Genomic DNA, 21,314 nt, shown 5'->3' with positions numbered 1-21,314 from the left:
CTCAAACCGCGCCGTCGGCGGCGCGAACCGAAACAACAATGCGCCGGTTCTGCCGCTTGCCGGCAGAGGTCGCGTTGTCGGCAACAGGCTGCGCCTCGCCATAGCCGATGGCATAGAGCCGCTCGGGGGCGACGCCGCGCTCGATCAGCGCATTGACCACCGCTTCGGCCCGGGCGACCGAAAGCGCCAGATTGCGCTGGTCGTCGCCATCGCTATCGGTATGACCCTCGACATCGATGGCCGCGTTGGGGCAGAGCACGAGCGCCTCGGCAAAGGCGTCAAGCTCGGCGCTGGCGCTGGCCGAAATGATGGCGGCGCCGGACTGGAAGAGAATCGCATTGTGCGCGGAAAGCTCGGCCAGGCGGGCCTGGCAGAGTGCCAGATTGGTTGGGGCGGAAATCGTCGCGGTCCAATCGGTGCCGAGAGCCGCGATCTGCGACTCGATCCCGGTCCTGACTGTCGCAGAGGGCGCCTCGCCGGTGAGGGACCAGGCGCCATCAGCGAGTGCCAATTGGCCGGACTGCAACTGTAGAAGGGCGCGAAGGCCGGTTTGCAGATTGCCGACAAACCCCTCCGGAGCCCCCGCCCTGAACTGCAAGGCGCTGCCATCGGCGCCGGCCAACGTGGCGGCGTAGCGCGCGGTGGCTTCGGCCGGCACTGACCCGGTCAGCTCGACCGCGCCATCGGCCGCGCGCGTGGCGGAAAAGGCGTAGGCCGGATCACTCGCTGGATCGGCCGCGGGAACATCCGCCGCCGGTTCAGGTGCATCTGTCGCAGCAGGCTCCTCGGTCGGCGCCGGCGCGGGGGCAGGCTCTGGTTCGGCTATCGGCGCTTCTGTTGCCGCCTCAATACTTTCGGGCTCGGTCGTCGGGATCTGGGGCTCAAGCAAGGTGATCGACCAACGGGGCGCGGCGGTTCCCAAAACGGCTTCCGCCTCGGCGAGAACATCGGCTGTAAGTCCGACCCCATTCGCCGTCCAGCCTGTTCCGTCAAAGGCGATTTCGCCATCAGACAGCAGGGCCAGCACGTCGAGCGCCTGCAGCACTTCGCTCGAAAACGCCTCCGGCGCGTCCGTGCGGACGCTCGTGTTGTCCGTCACCGCATCACCGCCCCGCACAGCCAGGAAACGCTGCAGCGACTCGGCCGGAACGGCGCCATTGAAGACGATGCTGCCGTCCGACGCTTTGCTGGCCGACCAGAGATAGGGCGCGTCATTAACGGGATCAGGCGCATTGATCTTGGCGTCGCCATCAAGGTTGAGCACCGAGGCCAGTTCCAGGCTGGCATCGCGCGCATCTGCCGTTGCGGCCTCTCCCGAAAGGGTCCAGTCCGCGCCGTCAAACACCGCCCTGCCCTCTTGCAATGCAAGCAGCGCATCGACCGCAGCGCGGGCTTCAGCAGCGAAATTGTCCGGCACGCCCAGGGCAACGCGGCTGGTATCGGCCACGCGGGTGCCGACATGAACCTTGAGATAGGCCTGCAGGGAAGCAGCAGGCACATTGCCGGCGAACAGGAAACTGCCATCGGGCAAACGTTCGGCGGACCAGGTAAAGGGATCAGCCATCACCGGTTCGGGCCGTGGCTCCGTCAGTGCCAAGCTCCAGCCAGCTTGCGCCAGGCCACGGACGGCGAATTCGGCCTCGATGGACCCCTTGTCGATTGCTGATGCCGGTTCCCCTTGCACTGACCAGCTTGCGCCATCGAAGCGGACCACGCCGTTTCGCAGCCAGGGCAGGAATTGCAGGGCCTGCTCAGCCGAGGCTGCGAAACTGGGGGGTTCCCCGGAGGCGAAGCTGACATTGGAACGGGCATTCGGGCCTGCGATGGCCAGCAGCTCGGTTTCGACCTGCGGGTTGGGCAGCAGCCCTTCAAGTGTCACGGCGCCGCTTGCATCACGCCGCGCGGCAAAGCTGTAGCTGGCCGCGGCGGGGGCCTGGTAGGCCATCTGGCCCAAAGCGACTCCCTGGGGCAGGCCAGTCTCAAGCAAGGTCTGGATGGCCCGATAGTCGGTCGGCGTCTGGGCAGAGCCCGAGAGTGACACGACATTGCCTGCAAGGGCAAAGCGGCCTTCAGACAGATGGGTGAGCAGTTCGAGACCGAAATCGACCGCGCGGTGATAAGCTTCCGGCGCACCCGCTCCGTATTTGAGGAAAGACACATCCGCACCATCAACCTCGGCGAATTGCGCCCGGCTGGCTTCATCGGGCACATAGCCATCAAAGACCAGAACGTTGCCGGGCTGGCGATTGATACTGATCCAATAGTCTGCGATGCGCGGCGGCTGCAGCTCAACAATGGAATTGGGACCAGACAGGGCCTCGGTTACGGCCTGCGCGACTTCTATGCTCGGCGGCACGCCGGTGAGGTGGCTCACCCCATCGACAATCCGCGCCTCGCCCTCTTCAAGCCGAGCCAATTGTTCGACCAGAAGCCTGGCCTGTTCGGCAAAGCCATCGGGTGCACCGGATGCCAGGGACAGCCCGGTGGCAATGGGCACGCCAGAGACATCGGCAAGGCGCAGGCGGTCGACCAGTCTTTCTTCCGGCACATGGCCTGAAATGGCGATGCGCTGGCCATCATATTCGGCGCGCCAGGTATAGGGGGTTACCCGAACCGGCTCGACGGCGATGTCGCCGCTGCCAATACCGTCCGGCAGCGCGGCAAGCGCCATCTGCAAATGACCAAGGGCCTGCTCGGAACGGGCGCGGCCGATGGCGTTGAGGGTGAGGCCTGACAATTCGAAATGCCCAGACTCGACCAAGGTGGCCTGTGCGAGGGCGAACTCCACGCCCTTGCGCCATTGCTGTTCGTCAGGCTGGCCCGACCTGATCTGCAGATCGACAGCAGCCAGGCCCGGCATGGCCATCAGTGACTGACGAAGCTCTTCATTTGGCACGCTGCCAAAGAGGCTTACTGCATCATCTTCGATCGCTACGTTAATTCGGTAGGGCGCGGCAAGAGGCGCGATTGTGACGGTTTGGTCGATACGGCCAATACCTGTCAGGGCGGCGAGCCGCGACATGGCCAGATCCCGTTCGGTATCGGAAGAGGTCGTGCCCGATAGCGAAAGCTGTCGCCCGGAGATCGAGACATGCGCCCAGTTCGAACCGGAGGCATCGAGCGCCACCCTGCTCTCTTCGGCCAGATTGGCCACCATGGCCGGTGTTGCCATGGCCAGGGCTGCGATCGTGCCGCCCAGCACTGTCACAACACCCGGCGCCACCCATTTAAGGAGGTCCCTGATCATCCCGAATCCATTGGAAAACCGCAATTTTCAAAAGGTTAGATGATTTGCGGACAGGGACAAAGAGAAAAGGGGCGATGTCCGGCCTGTCGGGTAAAGGTCACCCCCACCTAGCTCTGCGACGACCCTTCGGGTCGAGCGACGCTACCTCCCCCTTCAAGGGGGAAGAGGTGGGCGCCGTGGTTGTGACGGGCAAAAAAGAAAGGCCCGGCAGAGCCGGGCCTTTCCGAATTCAGCAGTAATCCAAGGATTACTTGAATTCCTTGGCAGCCTTGAAGGTGACCTTGTAGGCACCGTTCTGGTGAGCTTCGCCCTTGACCGAGGAGGTGAAACCACCACCCGGAGCCCAAGCGAGTTCAGCAGCGCCGTAGAAGTCGGTCTGCTGAGCAACAGCCTTGTTGGTGCCATAGACGCCAACTTCACCGGTGATCGTGATGGTTTCAGAGACGGCAGCCACGAGCTGGGCAGCGACCTGGTAACCTTCGGTGTTGTTGGTGCCGGTGTCTTCGTCGAACCAGCGACCGCCGAGGTTGATGCTGACGCCTTCAGTGACCGTTGCACCGATGGAGCCACCAACACCGGTCTGCGTGGCAACGGCAACGCCGTTGTTCTGGCCGCCGGTTGCTTCGCCCGACAGAGCGATCTTGAACATGTCGAAGGAGGCTTCAGCCGAACCCAGGACGTTCCAGTAGGTGTCGTTCATGTTGTTGGCGCTGTATGCACCAGCAGCACGGACCTTGAACATGTCGAACGTGCCGGTAACGCCAGCGTGGACAGCCCAGTTCTCAACGACGCCGTCGAGGATGCCGCCGGCCATACCGGTAACATGGGCGGTGATGCCGTCGCCAGCATATTCCAGCACACCAATAGCGGTACCGGCATTCTGCGCGCCCGGAACGGCATTGTACCAACCAGCGGTAGTAGCGGCATTGGTCGGAACAGCAGCACCGAAGGCAGCAGTCGCGTTGCTGTCGAGGTTCTCAAGGCCAGCCTTGACGACAACACCATTACCGAGGTCGGACACGACCTGGATGACATGACCACCGTCGTACGGCAGATCCTTGGCGAACATTACGCCCTTATCGACCGCGTCCGAGTTGAACAGGCCGAGGAAGTTGAACGGCTCGTCGTCGCCGAAGTTAGCGATCGAGCCCTTCTTACCAGCCATGATGGTGGTGGTGTCGCCGATCGAGACATAGGCCTCATCGATGATCACCGCGTTGCTGCCAGCGGGAGCAACATAGGCACCGGTCGAGTAACCTTCGTCGCGAACTTCAACCTTCCACTCGTTCTTCAGCTTGATAACAGCCGAAGCCGGACCGAAGTCAGACGAAGCGGTACCTGCGAACTTGACCCAGGACTCAACCTTGCTGTCCCAGTCGTTGTCATAAGTCGTGCCACCAACGGTGGTGCTAGAATTGTCCATGACATTGCGGGTGCCGGCAGCGGCGTTGACGCCCATACCATTGAAGTTGCCGTTGAAGTCGCCCCAGTTGAATTCGTACTTCACGCCGCCAGTGATCTGCAGGCAGTTGTCAGCCGACGAGATGGTCAGGCCGGAGATGCCGAGCGAGTCACAGACGTCGAGCGAGGTGAGGACACCCAGATCGGCAGCGAAGCCAGCGGTCGAAAGACCAGCGGCAGCAACAGAACCGAGGATAAGGCTCTTGAGTTTCATTAATTGACCTCCAAAGTCAGTCATTTTTGGTGCCGGTTACCCAGCGGTTTGTCGAAACGCGACCACACAATTCGTGGTGCTGTGTGTTGCCGTCGCGTTGCGACCGACAAACGATCCCATGCATGGATTCGCAAGACCCACTCTACGCATGCAAAAAGCTGACGCAATCGCGGCAAGCCGGTTTTGGGGTCGTCACAATGTGGTTGCACATCAGTTGTTGCAGATTCAGCACACAGATGGAAACGGACCGTTAAGCGAGTTGAACAAAGCGTTAAAATTGTAAGGTTCCTGCCGCTTTGCGCCCGTGCAGATGGCATGGATGGCGGTGTCGCGGGAAGAATGTGGCAGAGCGCCCGATCTGTGGCAGAGTCGTGGAAGATATAAGGAGTACCGCATGGCCGAGGGAAAAGTAGCGCTGGTAACGGGGGGAACCTCGGGGATCGGTCTGGGCGTGGCGCGTGGCCTGGCCCAGGATGGCTGGCGGGTGGTGATCTGCGGCCGGCGGGCGGAACTGGTGAATGCCCACAGCGCAGAGAACGGGTTTGACGGTCACGTCTGCGACGTCACCCAGCCGCAATCGGTTGAGGCGATGTTTGCGGGCATTGCTGGGCGCCAAGGGCGGCTTGACCTGGTGTTCAACAATGCGGGCCGGTTTGCGCCGGCGGCCAATTTCGGTGAGCTGGATGCGGCGACCTGGCGCGAGATGATCGACACCAATCTCAATGGCGCGTTCTATATTGCGCAGGGAGCGTTCCGGATGATGCGCGACCAGAGCCCGCAAGGCGGACGCATTATCAACAATGGATCGATCTCGGCCTATGTGCCGCGACCGCATGCGGCGTCCTATACAACGAGTAAGCACGCCATTACCGGGCTGACCAAATCCATCTCGCTCGATGGTCGGCCCTACAAAATCGCCTGCGGTCAGATCGATATCGGCAATGCGGCCACGGACATGACGAGCAATATGAGCGCGGGGTCGCTGCAGGCCAATGGCAGCATGGCGCCAGAGCCGACATTTGATATGGCCCATGTGGTCGACGCGGTGCGCTATATGGCCGGCCTGCCACTTTCGGCAAATGTCCAGTTCATGACCGTGATGGCGACGACCATGCCTTATATCGGGCGGGGCTAGGACCTGCCGCCACGCGCTGATGCTGGTCTGCAAATGCCAATCTCCTCCGCTTCCGGTGCTCACGTCCTCAAGTACACTGCGCGCCGGGTCTCGGAGATCGCCATTTTCGCCTCAGCCTGAGCGGGTGGCGTTGGTTCTAGTTCAAACTCCAGACCTTTTCACCGGCGATCCAGGTGGACTGGACCTGACGATCGTCTGAAAGGTGCACGAAGCTGGCTTCGGCCGATGGGCGCAGATGGCCCAGCCGGCCGTCGGCGCCAATGGCGCGGGCCGGATAAAGCGCCGCCATGCGGAAGGCTTCGTCCGGTTCCAGGCCGATGCGGTCGATCATGAAATTGACCGCGTCGATCATGTCGAGGTCGGCGCCGGCCAGCGTGCCGTCAGCGAGGCGCAGCGCGCCGTCGGCTCGGGTGATGGTGCGGCCGTTCAGTTCGATGGTCTTGAGGTCGGTTCCCGTCTGCGACATGGAATCGGTGACCAGGAAGATGTGACCCGGCCCCTGCTTGGCGCGGAGCGCCGCGCCTATTGAGGCGGTATGCACATGAATGCCATCGGCGATCAGGCCGGCATGCACAGTCTTGCTGTCCAGCACCGCACCGACGACACCGGGCTCGCGATTGCCGAGCTGGCTCATGGCATTGAACAGATGGGTCGCCATGCTGGCCCCGGCCGCAAAGGCGGCCATGGTCTGATCGTAGCTGGCGTCGGAATGACCAATGCTGACAATGGCACCCGACGCCGCGAGCCGGGTGATCTGTGCAGGTGGCACGGTTTCGGCGGCTACGGTGCAGAGCAGGTTGGGCAGGGCCTCGGCGGCCGCACAGAGACGCTCAAGGTCTGTCGCGTCCATCGGCCGGATCAAAGAAGGGTCATGCGTTCCCTTGCGCGGCAGGGCCAGATGCGGCCCTTCCAGATGCAATCCGATGAAGCCGGGGACGCGTTCGGCCGCGGCGGCAACACCAGCGGCGATGGCCTGGACGTTGATCTCGGCTGTATCGGTAATCAGCGTGGGCAGCAGGGCGGTAGTGCCGAACTGTGCGTGGGCGTTGCAGATGGTGCGGATGGAATCAAGTGTCGGGGCATTGTTAAACAGTACCCCGCCCCCGCCATTGACCTGCAGGTCGACAAAGCCGGGCACCATCATGCCACCATTCAGCACCACGCGCTCGGCCTGGTCTGGAATGTCGGACTGGGCGACGATGCCAGTGACATAGCCGAACTCGATCAGCAGTGCCGCGTCGTCAAACCAGTTCTCGCCGTCAAAAATGCGGGCGCCCGAGATTGCAGCGAGGTCGCTCATACGGTTTCAGTGACCTTTTTGAGAGCCGGCGGCACATCCGGGTTGAGGCCGCGATGGCGCGACAGGGCCTCGACGAAACCATAGAAAGAGACAATCAGCGCCAGCGGGTCGGTGATCGGATGGCCGGTGGCGGCAAAGGGCAGCGGCTTGGCGGCCCCCGGCAGATCGCTGGTCAGGAAAGCCTTGGCGCCCTGCCCGGCCAGCTTGTGCGCCATTTCGGCAACCGAGCTTTCGGCCGCATCGCGCGCGGCCAGACCGAGCACCGGATAGCCCGGCGTCACAATCGCCACGGGGCCATGCATGACTTCGGCGGCGCTGTAGGACTCGGCCTGGATGTTGCAGGTTTCCTTGAATTTGAGGGCCGCCTCATTGGCGATGGCGAAGCCGGGGCCGCGTCCAAGAACATAGAGGGCGCTATGGCCATCCAGCGCACCCACCATTTCCGACCAGTCGCAGGCGACGGCGCGCGACAGGCTTTCAGGCAAGGCCGCGACGGCTCGGGCGAGATCGGCATCGCCGCTCCAGCGCGCCAACAGGGCCAGGCCGGCCACTACCGAGGTCACGAAGGTCTTGGTTGCCGCAACGCTTTTTTCGAGGCCCGCATGCAGGTCGATGGTGAAGTCGCTGGCGTCGGCCAGGGGTGAACCGGCCGTATTGGTGATGGCGATCGTGATGGCGCCATTGCGTCTGGCCGACTGGGCCATGCCGACAATGTCCGGGCTCTTGCCCGACTGGGAAATGGCGATGGCGGCGGCCCGTTCGAGGCGCAAATCCTTGCCATAGATCGAGGCAACCGAGGGGCCAACCGAAGCGACCGGCAGGCCAAGCGTCAACTCGAAGGCATATTTGAGATAGGTGGCCGCATGGTCCGAGGAGCCGCGGGCCACTGTCACAAGCAGGGCCGGATCGAGCTCACGCAGGCGCGCCGCGGCGGCGTCCAGGGTATCGGTGGAGGCATCGAGGAAACCGGCCACCACCTGCGGGATCTGATCGATTTCCTGTCGCATAAAGGTCTGGGTGGTCACGATCTGAGTGCTCCATTGCTGGTGTCGCCAAGCCGGAGCTCGGCGACGAAGTCATAAGTGTCGCCCCGGTATATGGAGCGGGTGAATTCGACGACGCGGCCAGTGCCGAGGTAGGAAATGCGCTCGATATGCAGGCCGGCCGAGCCGACCGGCACCTGCAGCAGATGCGCATCCTCTTCCGCGATATTGGAAGCGCGAATGCGCTGAATGGCGCGAACCGGCCGCATATTGGTCTTTTCAAGATGCTTGTAGAGCGAATCGGCAATGCTCATCGGATCGGGCAACACGGCCATGGAGAGGCTGGCGCGCTCGATGGCCAAGGGGGTCTCGCCGGTCAGGCGCAAACGCGCAATGCGCGCCACGCGATCGCCCGCACTGAGGCCCAGAATGATGGTTTCCTCCGGCGAGGGTACGTAAAGGCCGCGCTCGAGCCATTCGGCCCGCACCGCCATGCCGCGCCGCGCCATATCCTCGGTGAATGACGTGAGCTGGGACAGGGACTGCTCGACGCGCTGGGTTTCGGGGGCAACGAAGGTGCCCGAGCCGTGACGCTGCACCAGAACCCCTTCATGCACCAGTTGCTGCACCGCCTTGCGCACGGTGACCCGGGACACGTCGGCGCGATGCGCCAGGTCCCGTTCAGAAGGCAAGGCATCGCCGGGGTTGATAAGTCCGCGCTTTATGGCATCTTCTATCCAGCGCTTGAGCTGCAGATAAAGCGGCCCGCCAATCGGCAGAACCACCGGCCCCTCGCCAAACATAGTGCCGGACTGTTCAGTCAAGCGACCTCCTTGGCCGGCCCTTCAGACGGACCGGCAAGCGTGATGCACCAGAATGGCGCTGCACATATAATACCAATAAAATACCATTCACCAAGCCCATTTTGGCAAACTCACGCCAACATGCCCATCCCGCTGTGGATATTGTGCTTTTGAGACCGGCGCTTTATCCCTTGGCGTAGTGATCGTGATAAGTGGTATTTTTTTGGCATTAGAGCCAGACAGGAGCAGCGGATGACAGACAGGCGAACCGAAGCCCGGCACGCAAAGGCCATTGGCCTGGAGCTGCAGAGTGACGCGGAAATCCTGTCCTTGCTGGCGAAGGGCCAGGCGGAAGCGGCCCAATGCGTCGAAGCGGCTGTTCCCGAGATTGCGCGCGGCGCCAGTCTGGCGGCTAGTGCCCTGCGCAATGGCGGACGACTGGTTTATGCCGCCGCCGGCAGTTCGGGCCTGATGGCCCTCGCCGATGCGCTGGAATTGCCCGGCACCTATGGTATCGCGCTTGATCGGATCGTGGTCTTGCTGGCCGGCGGAATGGACGCCTTGCGCGACATGCGCGGCGGCCCCGAGGATGACGCTACCGCCGCCAGAGAGGCAGCCGAAGCCCTGGCGCTGACTGAAAATGATTGCCTGATTGCCGTGACGGCAAGCGGGCAGACCCCCTACCCGCTTGCCGCGATTGAAGTCGCCCGCGCGGCCGGCGCCAGTACGATCGGCATTGCCAACAATGCCGGTGCGCCCCTGTTCGAACTGGTCGACGCGGCGATCTGCCTACCCACGCCGGCCGAAGTCATCGCCGGCTCGACGCGCATGGGCGCGGGCACCGCCCAGAAAATTGCTCTCAACATGCTCTCGACCTTGATGGCCATTCGCCTCGGGCATGTGCATGACGGCTATATGGTCAATGTGATTGCGGACAACGAGAAGCTACGTATGCGCGCATGCGGTATCGTCGCGGCGATTGCCGGAGTGGACGAGGCCACAGCCCAATCAGCGCTCGTGGCCAGTGCCGGCGCGGTCAAGCCAGCCATTCTTATTGCCAGCGGCGCCAGTGGCCTTGCCGAAGCAGAGGCCCTGCTGACCCGGCATCAGGGTCTGTTGCGGCCTATTCTGGCGGAGATAAGTGGCCATTAGGATGGCGGGCTGCCGGTGGGCTGCAAATATTGACCTGCCGCGCCAAAAAAGTCGCAGCAAGTGTCGATGTGCCGTTGGCCCTCTCGTCGCCTTTGTGAAACATCATCGCAAGGAGACATGCAATGACCACCTCAGCCAATGATCCCGGCCCGGACAACAATCGCGACCTGGTGCTGACGCGCCTGATCGATGCCTCCCCAGAGGCGGTTTATCGCTGCTGGACCGAACCGGACCTGATGACCAGATGGTTTGCCCCCAAGCCCTGGTCAACACCGCGCGCAAGCGTCGATCTGCGCCCAGGCGGCGCCAACCTGGTGGTCATGGCTGACGAGAACGGCACCGAATATCCCAGCCCGGGTCAGTATCTCGAAATCGTTCCAAACCGTAAGCTGGTGTTTACCGATGCCTTTATCGGCGACTGGCAACCTTCGGAGAAGCCCTTTTTTACCTGCGTGCTGACCTTCGAAGCCGAAGGCGGCAAGACGCGCTACACGGCGACCGCGCGCCATTGGACCGTCGAGGACCGCGAAGCGCATGAGAAAATGGGGTTCCATGAGGGCTGGGGCCTGTGTGCTGCCCAACTGGAAGAGGTAGCCAAGTCCCTCTGAGCGCCGCGCAACAAAAGCCCCCGGAGGTGGCGGCACCTTCGGGGTCCCTTGCCGGTCCTGGGTATGTTTCCATCGCGTTCCAGCATTGGTCAGGCGAGCCTGGTACGATCTGGCTCCCACGACAGTGTGCATCCCAGGCGACCAGTTCAACCCGCGCATGAAAGGTAACCAATCATGGACCAGACGACTGGAGGATGTCTCTGCGGCGCAGTGCGGTTCGAGGCAAGCGGGGCACCTTATCGTGTGGGGCTCTGCCATTGCCTCGACTGCCGGAAGCACCACGGGGCGCTGTTTCATGCCTCGGCCATCTTTGCCGAGGCCGCGGTGTCTACCACCGGCGCGACGAGCTCATATCAGGGCCGACACTTCTGCCCGCGCTGCGGCTCTTCGATATTTTCCCGTAGCGGCGATGAAGTCGAGATCCATCTGGGCGCCCTGGACGCCATCGATCAGTTCCGCCCAACCTACGAGCTGTGGACGATCCGCAGGGAAGCCTGGCTTCCACCCTTTACGGGCATGCGAGCTTATTCGAGAGACCGCGAAGGCTCAGGACGAAGTGAAGCCTGAGGTCAGGGCTGTTCTGGCTCGAGTGGCACTTCGCCGGCCAGTTCGGCGACATGGTCGATCACTGCCGCCGCATCGGGGTGGTCGCCGTCAAGCATATCCGCCACCCGCTCAAGGGCCGCGATCAGCATGATCTGCTCCCACTCCTTGAGGTCGGAAAACTGCTGGTGAAACTGGGCGTGCACGCCGTCAGGCGCGATGGCCAGCACTTTCTGGCCCTTGTCGGTCAGTGACAGCAGCACCTGGCGGCGATCCTTCTCACCGCGCCGGCGCTGGATCATGCCGGATGTCTCGAGCTTTTGCAGCAGCGCCGTGGTGGTGGCCTGGGTGATGCCCATGCGGCTCGCCACATGCCCGGCGGTCTTTTCCTGCTCACCATCCAATATCTGCATGAAGATAAGCTGGGACGGTGTCAGACCGGTTTCGCGCATCAACTGTTTGGAGTTCGACTCGGTCGCGCGCAGGATTTTGCGCATCGCGGTCAGGGCCAATTTGGTCCGATCTTCCAATAGCCTACTCCAGAGTCTTCCCCACCATATTATCGTCAGAATCCAGGGAACCCAAGCGCCTTCACAGGGGTTCAGCATTCCTTAGCTATATCTAACCTGTTTTTATGTGACTAAGCAAAAACGGCGCATACAGAAAATAATTTGGCACACCACACTCCACGCAACCCATTGATTTTGCATGGTAGATCACGGATTTCTGTCACCAGCATGACGCGGAAGGCAGATTTTGTCGCACCATCTGGGTTGAAATGTAGTTTTAACAAGCTAACTTTCCCGACCATGATTTACGGCAACTCAGCGCTGTTCGATGCCAGTGCCCTGCACCGGCAAACCGCAGGTGCCCCGCAAGCGAGCATTCGCACCCCCATCAGTACCGATGGTTCGAAGGTGTGGAAGCTCATCGGTGCCACCAGCGCGCTCGATGATAATTCGCTTTACTGCAACCTGTTGCAGACCACCCATTTTGCCGCGACCTGCGCCATTGCGGAGCAGGATGGCAAGGTCGTGGGCTGGCTCTCGGGCTATGTCCCGCCGGAGCAGCCCGACACCTATTTCGTCTGGCAGGTCTGCGTCAGTGACGCCGCCCGCGGCCAGAGTCTCGGCCGTCGCCTGATCGGCGATGTGCTGGCCCGCCCCGCCTGCCGCGCGGTGACGACGCTGCAATGCACCATCACGCATGACAATGAGGCGAGCTGGGGCCTGTTCACAGCGATCGCCCGCAGGCTCGACGCGCAGATGCAGCAAGTCGAACTGTTCGAGAAAGACGCCCATTTCGACGGACTGCATGACAGCGAATACGCCGTCAACATCGGTCCGTTCAGCCCCGAGAAGGTGACGGCGCTTACGAGCGCCTGATCGCACGACGTTCAGACCTAGCCCTTTGACTATCCACGTCCAGGAGACGTTCCCCATGGCCACCACAGCAACCATCACGCCGATCAATACCTTTGAGCGGGTCGAAAGCCGCGTGCGGTCCTATTCGCGCAGCTTTCCCAAGGTGTTCGACCGGGCGCTTGGCTCGACCATCTACGACACCAATGGCAAGGCCTATACCGACTTTCTCGCCGGTTGCTCGACGCTCAATTACGGGCACAACGACCCGGACCTGAAATCGGCGCTGATCGAATACATCTCCAATGACGGCATCGCGCATGGCCTGGACATGTTCACCGATGCCAAGGAGCACTTCCTGTCGACCTTCGAGCGGCTGGTCCTGCGTCCGCGCGGCATGACCCATCAGCTCCAGTTCACCGGTCCGACCGGCGCCAATGCGGTGGAAGCGGCGATGAAGCTGGCCCGCAAGGTCACCGGCCGCACCAATATCATCGCCTTTACCAATGGCTTCCATGGCGTGACCCTGGGTGCCCTAGCCGCCACGGGCAATGGCAAGCATCGCGGTGGTGCTTCGACGCCGCTCTCCGGTGTCACCCGCGCCGCCTATGACGGCTATCATGGTCCAGACATCAACACGGCCGACCTGCTCGAGCGCGAATTGAGCGATCCGTCCAGCGGTATCGACGCGCCGGCGGCGATCATCGTCGAAACGGTGCAGGGTGAAGGCGGGCTCAATGCCGCGTCCCCCGAATGGCTGCGCCAGATCCAGGCGATTGCCCGCAAGCACGGCGCGCTGTTCATTATTGACGATATCCAGGCCGGCTGCGGCCGCACGGGCGGGTTCTTCTCGTTTGACGGCATGGGCCTGTCGCCCGACATCATCACCATGGCCAAGTCGCTTTCGGGCATGGGCCTGCCGCTGGCCATGACGCTGATCAAGCCGGAGCACGACATCTGGAAGCCGGCTGAGCACAACGGCACGTTCCGGGGCAACAACCATGCCTTCGTGACTGCCGCCGCGGCACTGGAGAAGTTCTGGGCCGACGACCGGTTCATCTCGGATGTGAACGAGAAGGCCCGTTATCTCGGTGAGCGCCTGGCCGCCATCGCCGACGAGCATGGCCTCGTCACCAAGGGTCGCGGCATGATGGTCGGTATCGATGCCGGTTCGGGCGAAGCTGCTGCTGCAATCTGCAAGGCGTGCTTTGCCAAGGGCCTGATCATCGAAACCTCGGGCAGCTTTGACGAAGTGGTCAAGGTGCTCTGCCCGCTCACCATTTCCCTCGACCAGCTCACCGCCGGCATCGACATCATGGAGACTGCCTTTGACGCGGTCCTGGGGTCTCACCGCGCGGCGGCCGAATAAGGACAAGCCAGCAATGATTGTACGCGATCTCGAATCCGCCCGCCTGGGCGACCGCCTCGTCAACTCCAATGGCTGGGACAGCACGCGCCTGCTGCTGGCCGGCGACGAGATGGGCTTTTCGTTCCACATCACCCGCATTCACGAGGGCACCAGCCACGTGTTTCACTACAAGCATCACTTCGAGAGTGTCTATTGCATCTCGGGTGAAGGCTCGATCGAGGAACTCGATACCGGCGTGGTGCACCAGATCCGCCCGGGCGTGATGTATGCGCTCAACCTAAACGACAAGCATCGCCTGACCGCCAAGAGCGAGATGGTGATGGCGTGCTGCTTCAATCCGCCGGTGACCGGCAATGAAGTGCACCGCGAGGACGGCTCCTACGCCCCGGCTCCCGAAGACGCCTGAACGTCTTCCCCTAAAACTCCAACTGAAAGGCGAGAACCATGACCCAGTCAGCTTTCGACACCGCCAATCACGATGACTATCCCACGCGCCTGCCGGCCGAAAAGTGGCAGGAGCGCAAAGACCCCGTCGTCTGGGGCAACTGGACCCCTGAAGCACCGCTGACGCGCGCGCAGACCGAGAGCTTCGAAAAGAACGGCTATCTGGTCCTCAAGGATGTCTTTTCGCCGGCGGAAGTCGCCGCGCTGCAGAAGGAATCCGCCCACATGCGCTCGGGCGAGGCAAAGATCGCCGAAGACAATGTGATCACCGAGCCCGGCTCGAATGAGGTCCGCACCGTCTTCCGGCTGGATGAAGAAAACGCGCTGTTCGCGCGCCTGGCCAGCGACCGCCGCATTGCCGGCGCTGTCAGCTTCCTGCTCGATGACGAGGTCTATCTCCACCAGTCGCGCCTCAACTACAAGCCGGGCTTTACGGGCAAGGAGTTCTACTGGCACTCCGATTTCGAGACCTGGCACGCCGAGGACGGCATGCCGCGCATGCGCGCGATTTCGGCCTCGATCCTGCTCACGGACAATGACGCGCTCAATGGTCCGCTGATGCTGATGCCGGGCACGCACAAGAACTTCATCGCCTGTGCCGGCGAGACCCCCGAGGACAACCACAAGACCTCGCTCAAGAAGCAGGAAATCGGTGTGCCCTCGCATGACGCGCTGACGAAAATGGCCAAGGAACACGGCATTGACTATGCCTCGGGCAAGGCCGGGACCGTGGTGCTGTTCGACTGCAACACCATGCATGGCTCGAATGGCAATATCACGCCCTTCCCGCGCTCGAACGCCTTTTTCGTCTATAACGCCTGGTCCAACCGGGTGGTGCAGCCCTTCGCTGCCAAGAACCCGCGCCCTGCGTTCCTCAGCTCGCGCGACCCCAAGGGTCCGATCAGCATCGAGACCGGCAAGATCGGCTAAGGCCGGTATTTCAATCGCCAACGAACAACCAAATGGCTCCGCTCCCGAAAAGGGAGCGGCTGGAGACTACATGACCACCGAAAGCCCGCGCCATACCGTTGAGAAGATCGGCGGCACCTCGATGTCCCGCACCGAGGAATTGCTCGACACCGTGCTGATTGGTAACCGGAAGGGTGCCGACCTTTACCAGCGCATCTTTGTGGTCTCGGCCTATGCCGGGATGACCGACGAGCTGCTTGAGCACAAGAAGTCGGGAAAGCCCGGCGTCTATGCGCTGTTTTCCAGCGCCGAGAGCGGCTGGGGCTGGGGCGATGCCCTGAGCGCCGTGGCCGACAAGATGTTCGCCCATAATGAGCGCATCTTCGCAGACGAAGGGGCCCGCCAATCGGCCAATCGTTTTGCGCGGGAGCGGGTCGAAGGCGTCCGTTCGTGTCTGATTGATCTGCAGCGGCTGTGCTCATTCGGGCATTTCCAGCTACAGCAGCACCTGCTCACCGTGCGCGAAATGCTGGCGTCGCTGGGTGAGGCGCATTCGGCCTTCAACACCGCCCTGCTCCTCAATCTCCATGGCGTGCGGGCGCGGATGATCGATCTCACCGGCTGGCGCGACGAGGGGCAGTACACGCTCGATGAAGCCATCGAGCGGGCCCTGGCCGATGTCGATCTGGCAACCGAGCTGCCGATTGTCACAGGCTATGCCCAGTGCAGCGAAGCACTGATGGGCACCTATGACCGGGGCTATTCGGAGGTGACCTTGTCGCGGCTGACGGTCGTGACAAAGGCGCGCGAAGCAATCATCCACAAGGAGTTCCACCTCTCGAGCGCCGATCCGCGGCTGGTGTCGCCCGACGCGGTGCGCGTGATTGGTGAAACCAATTACGATGTGGCCGACCAGCTCTCCAATATGGGCATGGAAGCAATTCATCCCCGCGCAGCCAAAGGCCTGCGGCGCGCCTGCATACCTTTGCGTGTCAAAAATGCCTTTGAGCCGGAACATCCCGGCACCGTGATCCGTTCAGACCTTGATGCGCAGTCACCGCAGGTCGAGATCGTGACGGGATTGAAGAACGTCTATGCCTTCGAATTCTACGACCAGGACATGGTCGGGGTGAAGGGTTATGACGCCGAGATTCTTGAGGCGCTGAAGCGTCACAAGGTCTGGATCATCGCCAAGACCTCCAATGCCAATACCATTACCCACTATCTCAAGGGGTCGATGAAGGCGATCAAGCGGGTCGAAACCGACCTGTCCGATGCCTTCCCGACTGCCGAGATCGCCCTGCGCAAGATCGCGCTGGTTTCGGCCATCGGTCGCGATCTGCGCTCGCCCCGGGTCCTCACCCAGGCGATCCGCGCGCTGTCGGATGCGGGGATCGAGCCGCTCGGCATGCACGACCTGCTGCGCAAGGTCGACCTGCAGGTCATCGTCGAGCCCGACCAGTTCGAAGCCACCATCGCGGCCCTGCACAAGGGCCTGATCGAAGACTGGGCCGCCGCCCCGCAACAGAAGTTGCACGCGGCAGCCTGACCCATGGCCGGCTGCATGGATGGGCAGCAGCCGGTTTCAACCGCCCGAAGACACAGAAATGAGGAGAACACACATGACCAAACTCGGAAAAACCGCAGTCATGGCGCTGTCCGCCATCGCCGCTTCGGCACTTGCCTCCACCGCAGTCAGCGCTGCGACGCTGGCCGAAATCCAGGAATCGGGTTCCATCCGCATCGCGGTCGCAAATGAGATTCCCTATGGCTATATCGATCCGGTCTCGGGCGAAGCCATGGGCGCCGGCCCTGACGTGGCCAAGCACATCGCCGAAGAGCTCGGCGTGACCAATATCGAGTGGATCACGACCGACTTCTCGTCGTTGATTCCGGGCCTGCAGGCCGACCGCTTCGACATGGTCGCCGCCGAAATGGCCATCATCCCTACCCGTTGCGCCACGGTCATCTATTCCGAGCCCAACACCTCCTATGGTGAAGGTCTCCTGGTGCCTGCCGGCAATCCCGCAGGGCTGACCGGCTATGCCGATTTCGCTGAAAACTCCGATCTGTCCGTCGCCATCATGGCCGGCGCCAACCAGCTCGACATGATGCAGGCGCTCGGCGTGTCCGAAGACCAGCTCGTGACCATCTCATCGAACGCCGATGCGATCTCGACAGTGTCGACCGGCCGCGCCGACGCCTATGCGGCAACCGGCCTGACCGCCAGCGAACTGGCGGGGCAGAGCGATGCCGTGGCAGTGGCCGAAGGGTTCACCGATCCGGTCATCGACGGCACCGAACAGCGCTCCTGGGGCGGCTTCGTCTTTGCCCAGGGCAATGAAGAGCTGCGCGACGCGGTCAATGAAGTGCTGGCCGAATACAAGCAGACCGACGAGTGGCTCGAGACCGTGTCCGGCTACGGCTTTACCGACGCCGACACCTCGCGCTCGTTCGACATGAGCACTGCAGAGCTTTGCGCCGAATAAGCGCAGCTCATTTGATCTGATCTGCCGGTGGGCGCTGCTTGTTCAGCGCCCACCGGCGACTTGCTTGCGCATCACCAGCAACAACAACAATAAAGCCAGGTTGAGAACGCTTTCATGGACTGGACCCAATATCTCACCCCCCTGACACTGGGGGCCTGGGTGACCATCGAGCTGACGATCTATTCAACGGTGTTCGGAGCGCTCCTTGCGTTCGCCGCGGGCATCGGCAAGCTCGCCCACAACCCGCTCATCAGGGCGATCTCGATAGGCTATATCGAGATCTTCCGCGGCACATCGCTGCTGGTGCAGCTCTTCTGGCTGTATTTCGCACTGCCAGTTGCCGGACAAGCCATCGGCATTGATCTGCGCCTGCCCCCGGTCGCCGCCGGTGTCCTGGCGCTGTCGCTCAATATCGGTGCCTATGGCGCCGAAGTGGTGCGCGGGGCCATCCAGTCGGTCTCCAAGGATCAGTATGAGGCGGCCAGGGCGCTCAATTTCACGCCGCGAAAGACCCTATGGCGAGTGGCCCTGCCCCAGGCGATCCCCGAAATGATGCCCCCATTCGGCAATCTGGCCATTCAGAACCTCAAGGATACCGCACTGGTTTCGCTCATTTCCTTGTCCGACCTGGCCTTTCGCGCCGAGCAATTGCGCAATTTCACCCAGGACTCGACGACGATCTACACCCTGGCGCTGCTGATGTATTTCGGGCTGGCGCTGGTCTTGACCGCCATGATGAAACTGCTCGAGCGGTTCGTGGGCCGCTGGCGCGCCGGAGCGAGGTAGAACAATGCTTTTTGGAATTGCATGGGACACCTCCTCGGGCTGGGCGTTCGCCGTTTCGATATTGCCCATCCTCCTGATCGGCATGTGGGTGACCATTCAGGCCACCGTGCTGGGCTTCTTCATCGCGCTTGCCGTGGGGCTGGTCTGGGCTGCGCTCAAAGCCGCCCCGCTCAAGATCATCTCCTGGCCCGCTGCCGTGGTCACCGAGTTTCTGCGTGACACGCCGCTGCTGATCCAGTTGTTCTTTCTCTACTACGTGCTGCCCGAATTCGGCATAACGCTGCCCGCCTTCATGACCGGTGCACTGGCGCTGGGCCTGCAATATTCGGCCTATACCTCGGAGGTCTATCGCGCCGGCATCGAGGCCGTGGCCAAGGGCCAGCATGAGGCAGCGCGCGCACTCAACCTTTCGGGCGGCCGCACCTTTACCCACATTATCCTGCCCCAAGCCATTCCGCGCATTGTCCCGGCCATGGGCAACTACCTGGTGTCGATCATGAAGGACGTGCCGCTGCTTTCGGTGGTGACGGTCCTCGAAATGCTCAACGTCGCCCGCATCATCGGTGACAGGACGTTCAACTATCTGGTTCCGCTCTCGATGGTCGGCGCGCTCTACCTTATCATGACACTGGTGGCCTCGGCCGGCGTTCGCCTGCTCGACAACTGGCTGCCCAAGCAGGGGATTCCCTTGAAATGAGTGACGAACCGATCATCAAATTCGACAAGGTCGTTAAGCGCTTCGGCGATCTCACCGTGCTCAACGAGCTCGATTTCGAGGTCAAGAAGGGCGAAAAGGTCTCGATCATCGGGCCGTCCGGATCGGGCAAATCCACCGTGCTGCGCATTCTGATGACGCTTGAAGACATCAATGGCGGCGTGGTGACCGTGGGCGGCGAGCCACTCTGGCACGAAAAGGCCCCCGACGGGTCCCTCGTCCCGGCCAGCGAGACGCATCTGCGCAAGATGCGGACGCAGCTCGGCATGGTTTTCCAGCAGTTCAACCTGTTCCCGCATATGACGGTGCTGCGCAATATCACCGAAGCGCCGGTCCAGGTGCTGGGCCTGACCAAGCAGGAGGCAAAGCAGCGTGGCGAAGAGCTGCTTGAGCTGGTTGGTCTTGCCGATCAGGCGCAGAAATACCCGCACCAGCTCTCCGGCGGCCAGCAGCAGCGCGTCGGCATCGCCCGGGCGCTGGCCATGCGCCCCAATATCCTGCTGTTCGACGAGCCGACTTCCGCGCTGGACCCGGAACTGGTGGGCGAAGTGCTCAACGTGATCGGCAAGCTGGCCGAGGAACACGACCTCACCATGCTGCTGGTGACCCACGAAATGCGCTTTGCCCGCGAAGTCTCGGACCGCGTCTGCTTCTTCGACCAGGGCCGCATCCGCGAGGAAGGTGCGCCCGAAGACCTGTTCACCGACCCCAATGAAGAGCGCACCCGCGAGTTCCTGCAGGCCGTGCTGGATAATTAGGGCGTGCGACGCACACCCCCGCGATTCGAAAGGCCGCTCCGCCCCGAGCGGCCTTTTTTGATGTCCGGCGACGTGGTGCGGCGCGCGCGACAGCAGACAGGCGGAGGGTTAGGGGATATTCGGGAGGGAAAATGGCGGAGAGGAAGGGATTCGAACCCTCGAGACAGTTGCCCATCTGCACCCTTAGCAGGGGTGTGCCTTCGACCACTCGGCCACCTCTCCAGCGGGGTCGGGTCTAGCGGCCCCACCCCTGGATGGCAAGTGGTTTTTGTGCCGGGCGCCACAAGGACTTGCTGCCTGTGGACGGATGGGGAACTCCTGCGCCGCAATTTGGTTGGTATGTGCGCGCTTTCATGGCTTAAATCGGGGTCGTGACGGCAGCAGGTTCCGGATCGATTGGACCACCGGACAAGGACAAGAGGCGGAGAGCAGATGGCGAGATGGAACAGGTCCGGGCGTTTCCTGGCGCTTCTTGTCGTGGTGGTGTCGAGCCTGTTTGCCGGGGCCACGAGCGCGCTGGCGCAAGCGCAGGCGCCAATCGAAGGTGTCTGGCGCACAGCGCTCGCATCCGAAATCACCATCATGGCCTGCCCGGAAGGATTTTGCGGGCACCTGTCGCGCATTGTGGTCCCCGAGGGCCTGTTGAGCGGGGCAGAGGCCGAAGCCGCCGCGGCGATGGCGCCCGAGGACTTCTTCGACTATCGCAACGAAGATCCGGCCTTGCGGGACCGGCCCATGCTGGGGCTGCAGATCCTCACGCTGTGGCAGGGCAAGCAGCCCTATATCTATGACGGGGAAATCTACAATCCCGAGGACGGCAAGACCTATACGGGCTATCTCGAGATGACCGGGCCGGACATTGTGCGGCTCAATGGCTGCGTGCTGTTCAACGTGGTTTGTCGCGGCGAGGACTGGACGCGGGTGCCGGCCGAAGAGTTGGAAGCACGCGCCGCAACAGAAGCCGAGGCGGCAAAAGCCGCCGCCCCGGCGCAATAGTCCGCCATTCGCGCATAGCTCCGATGGCCTTGCTGTCATGA

General features: G+C 62.3%; 20 protein-coding genes and 1 tRNA gene. 14 read left to right on the top strand and 7 right to left on the bottom strand.

The window, feature by feature from the left end; genetic code table 11:
• Nucleotide 1: 1 nt before the first annotated feature.
• Nucleotides 2–3,247: an OmpA family protein gene (locus DDE76_RS08785; RefSeq protein WP_104894635.1), complete on the bottom strand. Its 3,246-nt coding sequence runs from the start codon at nt 3,245–3,247 to the stop codon at nt 2–4.
• 247 nt (nt 3,248–3,494) lie between these two features.
• Entirely contained in the window at nt 3,495–4,922 is a 1,428-nt protein-coding gene (locus DDE76_RS08780) for an autotransporter outer membrane beta-barrel domain-containing protein (protein ID WP_104894636.1), read from the bottom strand.
• A 394-nt stretch (nt 4,923–5,316) separates the two neighbouring features.
• Between DDE76_RS08780 and DDE76_RS08775 the strand changes: the two genes are divergently transcribed.
• Entirely contained in the window at nt 5,317–6,057 is a 741-nt protein-coding gene (locus DDE76_RS08775; protein ID WP_104894637.1) for an SDR family oxidoreductase, read from the top strand.
• Nucleotides 6,058–6,193: 136 nt separating this feature from the next.
• Here the strand turns inward: DDE76_RS08775 and nagA are convergent, their stop codons facing one another.
• From nagA to DDE76_RS08760, 3 genes are read right to left on the bottom strand one after another with little or no spacing between them, the layout of a single operon-like run.
• Nucleotides 6,194–7,357: an N-acetylglucosamine-6-phosphate deacetylase gene (gene nagA, locus DDE76_RS08770; RefSeq protein WP_104894638.1), complete on the bottom strand. Its 1,164-nt coding sequence runs from the start codon at nt 7,355–7,357 to the stop codon at nt 6,194–6,196.
• Nucleotides 7,354–8,364 carry an SIS domain-containing protein gene (locus tag DDE76_RS08765; RefSeq protein ID WP_104895064.1) on the bottom strand — a complete coding sequence of 337 codons (1,011 nt, stop codon included), beginning with the start codon at nt 8,362–8,364 and terminating at the stop codon, nt 7,354–7,356. The genes nagA and DDE76_RS08765 overlap by 4 nt, the downstream gene beginning before the upstream one ends.
• 14 nt (nt 8,365–8,378) lie before the next feature.
• On the bottom strand, nt 8,379–9,143 hold the full coding sequence (locus DDE76_RS08760) for a GntR family transcriptional regulator (RefSeq protein ID WP_104894639.1): 765 nt from the start codon (nt 9,141–9,143) through the stop codon (nt 8,379–8,381).
• A gap of 252 nt (nt 9,144–9,395) precedes the next feature.
• Here DDE76_RS08760 and DDE76_RS08755 point away from each other — a divergent pair, with 252 nt between their 5' ends.
• The 3 genes from DDE76_RS08755 to DDE76_RS08745 all read left to right on the top strand — a co-directional run bounded on the left by DDE76_RS08755 (nt 9,396) and on the right by DDE76_RS08745 (nt 11,470).
• The gene (locus tag DDE76_RS08755) at nt 9,396–10,295 is read left to right on the top strand and encodes an N-acetylmuramic acid 6-phosphate etherase (RefSeq protein WP_104894640.1); all 900 of its coding nucleotides are present in this window, start codon (nt 9,396–9,398) and stop codon (nt 10,293–10,295) included.
• Nucleotides 10,296–10,417: 122 nt separating this feature from the next.
• Nucleotides 10,418–10,903 carry an SRPBCC family protein gene (locus DDE76_RS08750; RefSeq protein ID WP_104894641.1) on the top strand — a complete coding sequence of 162 codons (486 nt, stop codon included), beginning with the start codon at nt 10,418–10,420 and terminating at the stop codon, nt 10,901–10,903.
• A gap of 174 nt (nt 10,904–11,077) precedes the next feature.
• On the top strand, nt 11,078–11,470 hold the full coding sequence (locus DDE76_RS08745) for a GFA family protein (RefSeq protein WP_104894642.1): 393 nt from the start codon (nt 11,078–11,080) through the stop codon (nt 11,468–11,470).
• A gap of 2 nt (nt 11,471–11,472) precedes the next feature.
• Here DDE76_RS08745 and DDE76_RS08740 read toward each other — a convergent pair whose 3' ends face one another.
• A complete protein-coding gene (locus DDE76_RS08740; protein ID WP_157955725.1) occupies nt 11,473–11,976 on the bottom strand; it encodes a MarR family winged helix-turn-helix transcriptional regulator in 504 nt (167 codons plus the stop codon).
• 141 nt (nt 11,977–12,117) lie between these two features.
• Here DDE76_RS08740 and ectA point away from each other — a divergent pair, with 141 nt between their 5' ends.
• From ectA to ehuA, 9 genes are all read left to right on the top strand, one after another.
• Complete coding sequence (ectA, locus tag DDE76_RS08735; RefSeq protein ID WP_245891853.1) at nt 12,118–12,831, top strand: diaminobutyrate acetyltransferase; 714 nt, start codon at nt 12,118–12,120, stop codon at nt 12,829–12,831.
• A gap of 55 nt (nt 12,832–12,886) precedes the next feature.
• Entirely contained in the window at nt 12,887–14,176 is a 1,290-nt protein-coding gene (gene ectB / locus DDE76_RS08730; protein WP_104894645.1) for a diaminobutyrate--2-oxoglutarate transaminase, read from the top strand.
• 13 nt (nt 14,177–14,189) lie between these two features.
• Complete coding sequence (locus DDE76_RS08725; RefSeq protein ID WP_104894646.1) at nt 14,190–14,582, top strand: ectoine synthase; 393 nt, start codon at nt 14,190–14,192, stop codon at nt 14,580–14,582.
• A gap of 38 nt (nt 14,583–14,620) precedes the next feature.
• Entirely contained in the window at nt 14,621–15,550 is a 930-nt protein-coding gene (gene thpD / locus DDE76_RS08720) for an ectoine hydroxylase (RefSeq protein ID WP_104894647.1), read from the top strand.
• A 70-nt stretch (nt 15,551–15,620) separates the two neighbouring features.
• Nucleotides 15,621–17,078: an aspartate kinase gene (locus DDE76_RS08715; RefSeq protein ID WP_104894648.1), complete on the top strand. Its 1,458-nt coding sequence runs from the start codon at nt 15,621–15,623 to the stop codon at nt 17,076–17,078.
• Between the two features lie 73 nt (nt 17,079–17,151).
• The gene (gene ehuB, locus DDE76_RS08710; protein WP_104894649.1) at nt 17,152–18,018 is read left to right on the top strand and encodes an ectoine/hydroxyectoine ABC transporter substrate-binding protein EhuB; all 867 of its coding nucleotides are present in this window, start codon (nt 17,152–17,154) and stop codon (nt 18,016–18,018) included.
• Between the two features lie 114 nt (nt 18,019–18,132).
• Entirely contained in the window at nt 18,133–18,804 is a 672-nt protein-coding gene (gene ehuC, locus DDE76_RS08705) for an ectoine/hydroxyectoine ABC transporter permease subunit EhuC (protein ID WP_104894650.1), read from the top strand.
• Nucleotides 18,805–18,808: 4 nt separating this feature from the next.
• Nucleotides 18,809–19,501: an ectoine/hydroxyectoine ABC transporter permease subunit EhuD gene (gene ehuD / locus DDE76_RS08700; RefSeq protein WP_104894651.1), complete on the top strand. Its 693-nt coding sequence runs from the start codon at nt 18,809–18,811 to the stop codon at nt 19,499–19,501.
• Nucleotides 19,498–20,277, top strand: a complete 780-nt coding sequence (gene ehuA / locus DDE76_RS08695; protein WP_104894652.1) for an ectoine/hydroxyectoine ABC transporter ATP-binding protein EhuA — start codon at nt 19,498–19,500, stop codon at nt 20,275–20,277. The genes ehuD and ehuA overlap by 4 nt, the downstream gene beginning before the upstream one ends.
• A gap of 132 nt (nt 20,278–20,409) precedes the next feature.
• On the opposite strand, the gene DDE76_RS08690 is transcribed toward ehuA, so the two are convergent.
• Nucleotides 20,410–20,499, bottom strand: a tRNA-Ser gene (locus DDE76_RS08690).
• Nucleotides 20,500–20,709: 210 nt separating this feature from the next.
• On the opposite strand from DDE76_RS08690, the gene DDE76_RS08685 reads away from it, so the two are divergent.
• Nucleotides 20,710–21,273, top strand: coding sequence for a DUF2147 domain-containing protein (locus DDE76_RS08685; protein ID WP_104894653.1), 564 nt, complete (start codon nt 20,710–20,712; stop codon nt 21,271–21,273).
• The last annotated feature ends 41 nt before the right edge of the window (nt 21,274–21,314 follow it).

Source organism: Devosia indica (assembly GCF_003056405.1).
Taxonomy (GTDB): domain Bacteria; phylum Pseudomonadota; class Alphaproteobacteria; order Rhizobiales; family Devosiaceae; genus Devosia; species Devosia indica.
The sequence above is the reverse complement of the archived record's forward strand: the minus strand, read 5'-3'. Positions and strand labels throughout refer to the sequence as shown.

Coding starts and splice junctions, on each gene's coding strand:
- thpD (WP_104894647.1), top strand. CDS start 14,621: ATGACCCAGTCAGCTTTCGACACCGCCAATCACGATGACTATCCCACG.
- DDE76_RS08755 (WP_104894640.1), top strand. CDS start 9,396: ATGACAGACAGGCGAACCGAAGCCCGGCACGCAAAGGCCATTGGCCTG.
- DDE76_RS08765 (WP_104895064.1), bottom strand. CDS start 8,364: ATGCGACAGGAAATCGATCAGATCCCGCAGGTGGTGGCCGGTTTCCTC.
- ehuA (WP_104894652.1), top strand. CDS start 19,498: ATGAGTGACGAACCGATCATCAAATTCGACAAGGTCGTTAAGCGCTTC.
- ehuC (WP_104894650.1), top strand. CDS start 18,133: ATGGACTGGACCCAATATCTCACCCCCCTGACACTGGGGGCCTGGGTG.
- DDE76_RS08775 (WP_104894637.1), top strand. CDS start 5,317: ATGGCCGAGGGAAAAGTAGCGCTGGTAACGGGGGGAACCTCGGGGATC.
- DDE76_RS08685 (WP_104894653.1), top strand. CDS start 20,710: ATGGCGAGATGGAACAGGTCCGGGCGTTTCCTGGCGCTTCTTGTCGTG.
- DDE76_RS08750 (WP_104894641.1), top strand. CDS start 10,418: ATGACCACCTCAGCCAATGATCCCGGCCCGGACAACAATCGCGACCTG.
- ehuD (WP_104894651.1), top strand. CDS start 18,809: ATGCTTTTTGGAATTGCATGGGACACCTCCTCGGGCTGGGCGTTCGCC.
- ectB (WP_104894645.1), top strand. CDS start 12,887: ATGGCCACCACAGCAACCATCACGCCGATCAATACCTTTGAGCGGGTC.
- DDE76_RS08760 (WP_104894639.1), bottom strand. CDS start 9,143: ATGTTTGGCGAGGGGCCGGTGGTTCTGCCGATTGGCGGGCCGCTTTAT.
- DDE76_RS08715 (WP_104894648.1), top strand. CDS start 15,621: ATGACCACCGAAAGCCCGCGCCATACCGTTGAGAAGATCGGCGGCACC.
- DDE76_RS08780 (WP_104894636.1), bottom strand. CDS start 4,922: ATGAAACTCAAGAGCCTTATCCTCGGTTCTGTTGCTGCCGCTGGTCTT.
- ehuB (WP_104894649.1), top strand. CDS start 17,152: ATGACCAAACTCGGAAAAACCGCAGTCATGGCGCTGTCCGCCATCGCC.
- DDE76_RS08785 (WP_104894635.1), bottom strand. CDS start 3,247: ATGATCAGGGACCTCCTTAAATGGGTGGCGCCGGGTGTTGTGACAGTG.
- DDE76_RS08725 (WP_104894646.1), top strand. CDS start 14,190: ATGATTGTACGCGATCTCGAATCCGCCCGCCTGGGCGACCGCCTCGTC.
- DDE76_RS08745 (WP_104894642.1), top strand. CDS start 11,078: ATGGACCAGACGACTGGAGGATGTCTCTGCGGCGCAGTGCGGTTCGAG.
- nagA (WP_104894638.1), bottom strand. CDS start 7,357: ATGAGCGACCTCGCTGCAATCTCGGGCGCCCGCATTTTTGACGGCGAG.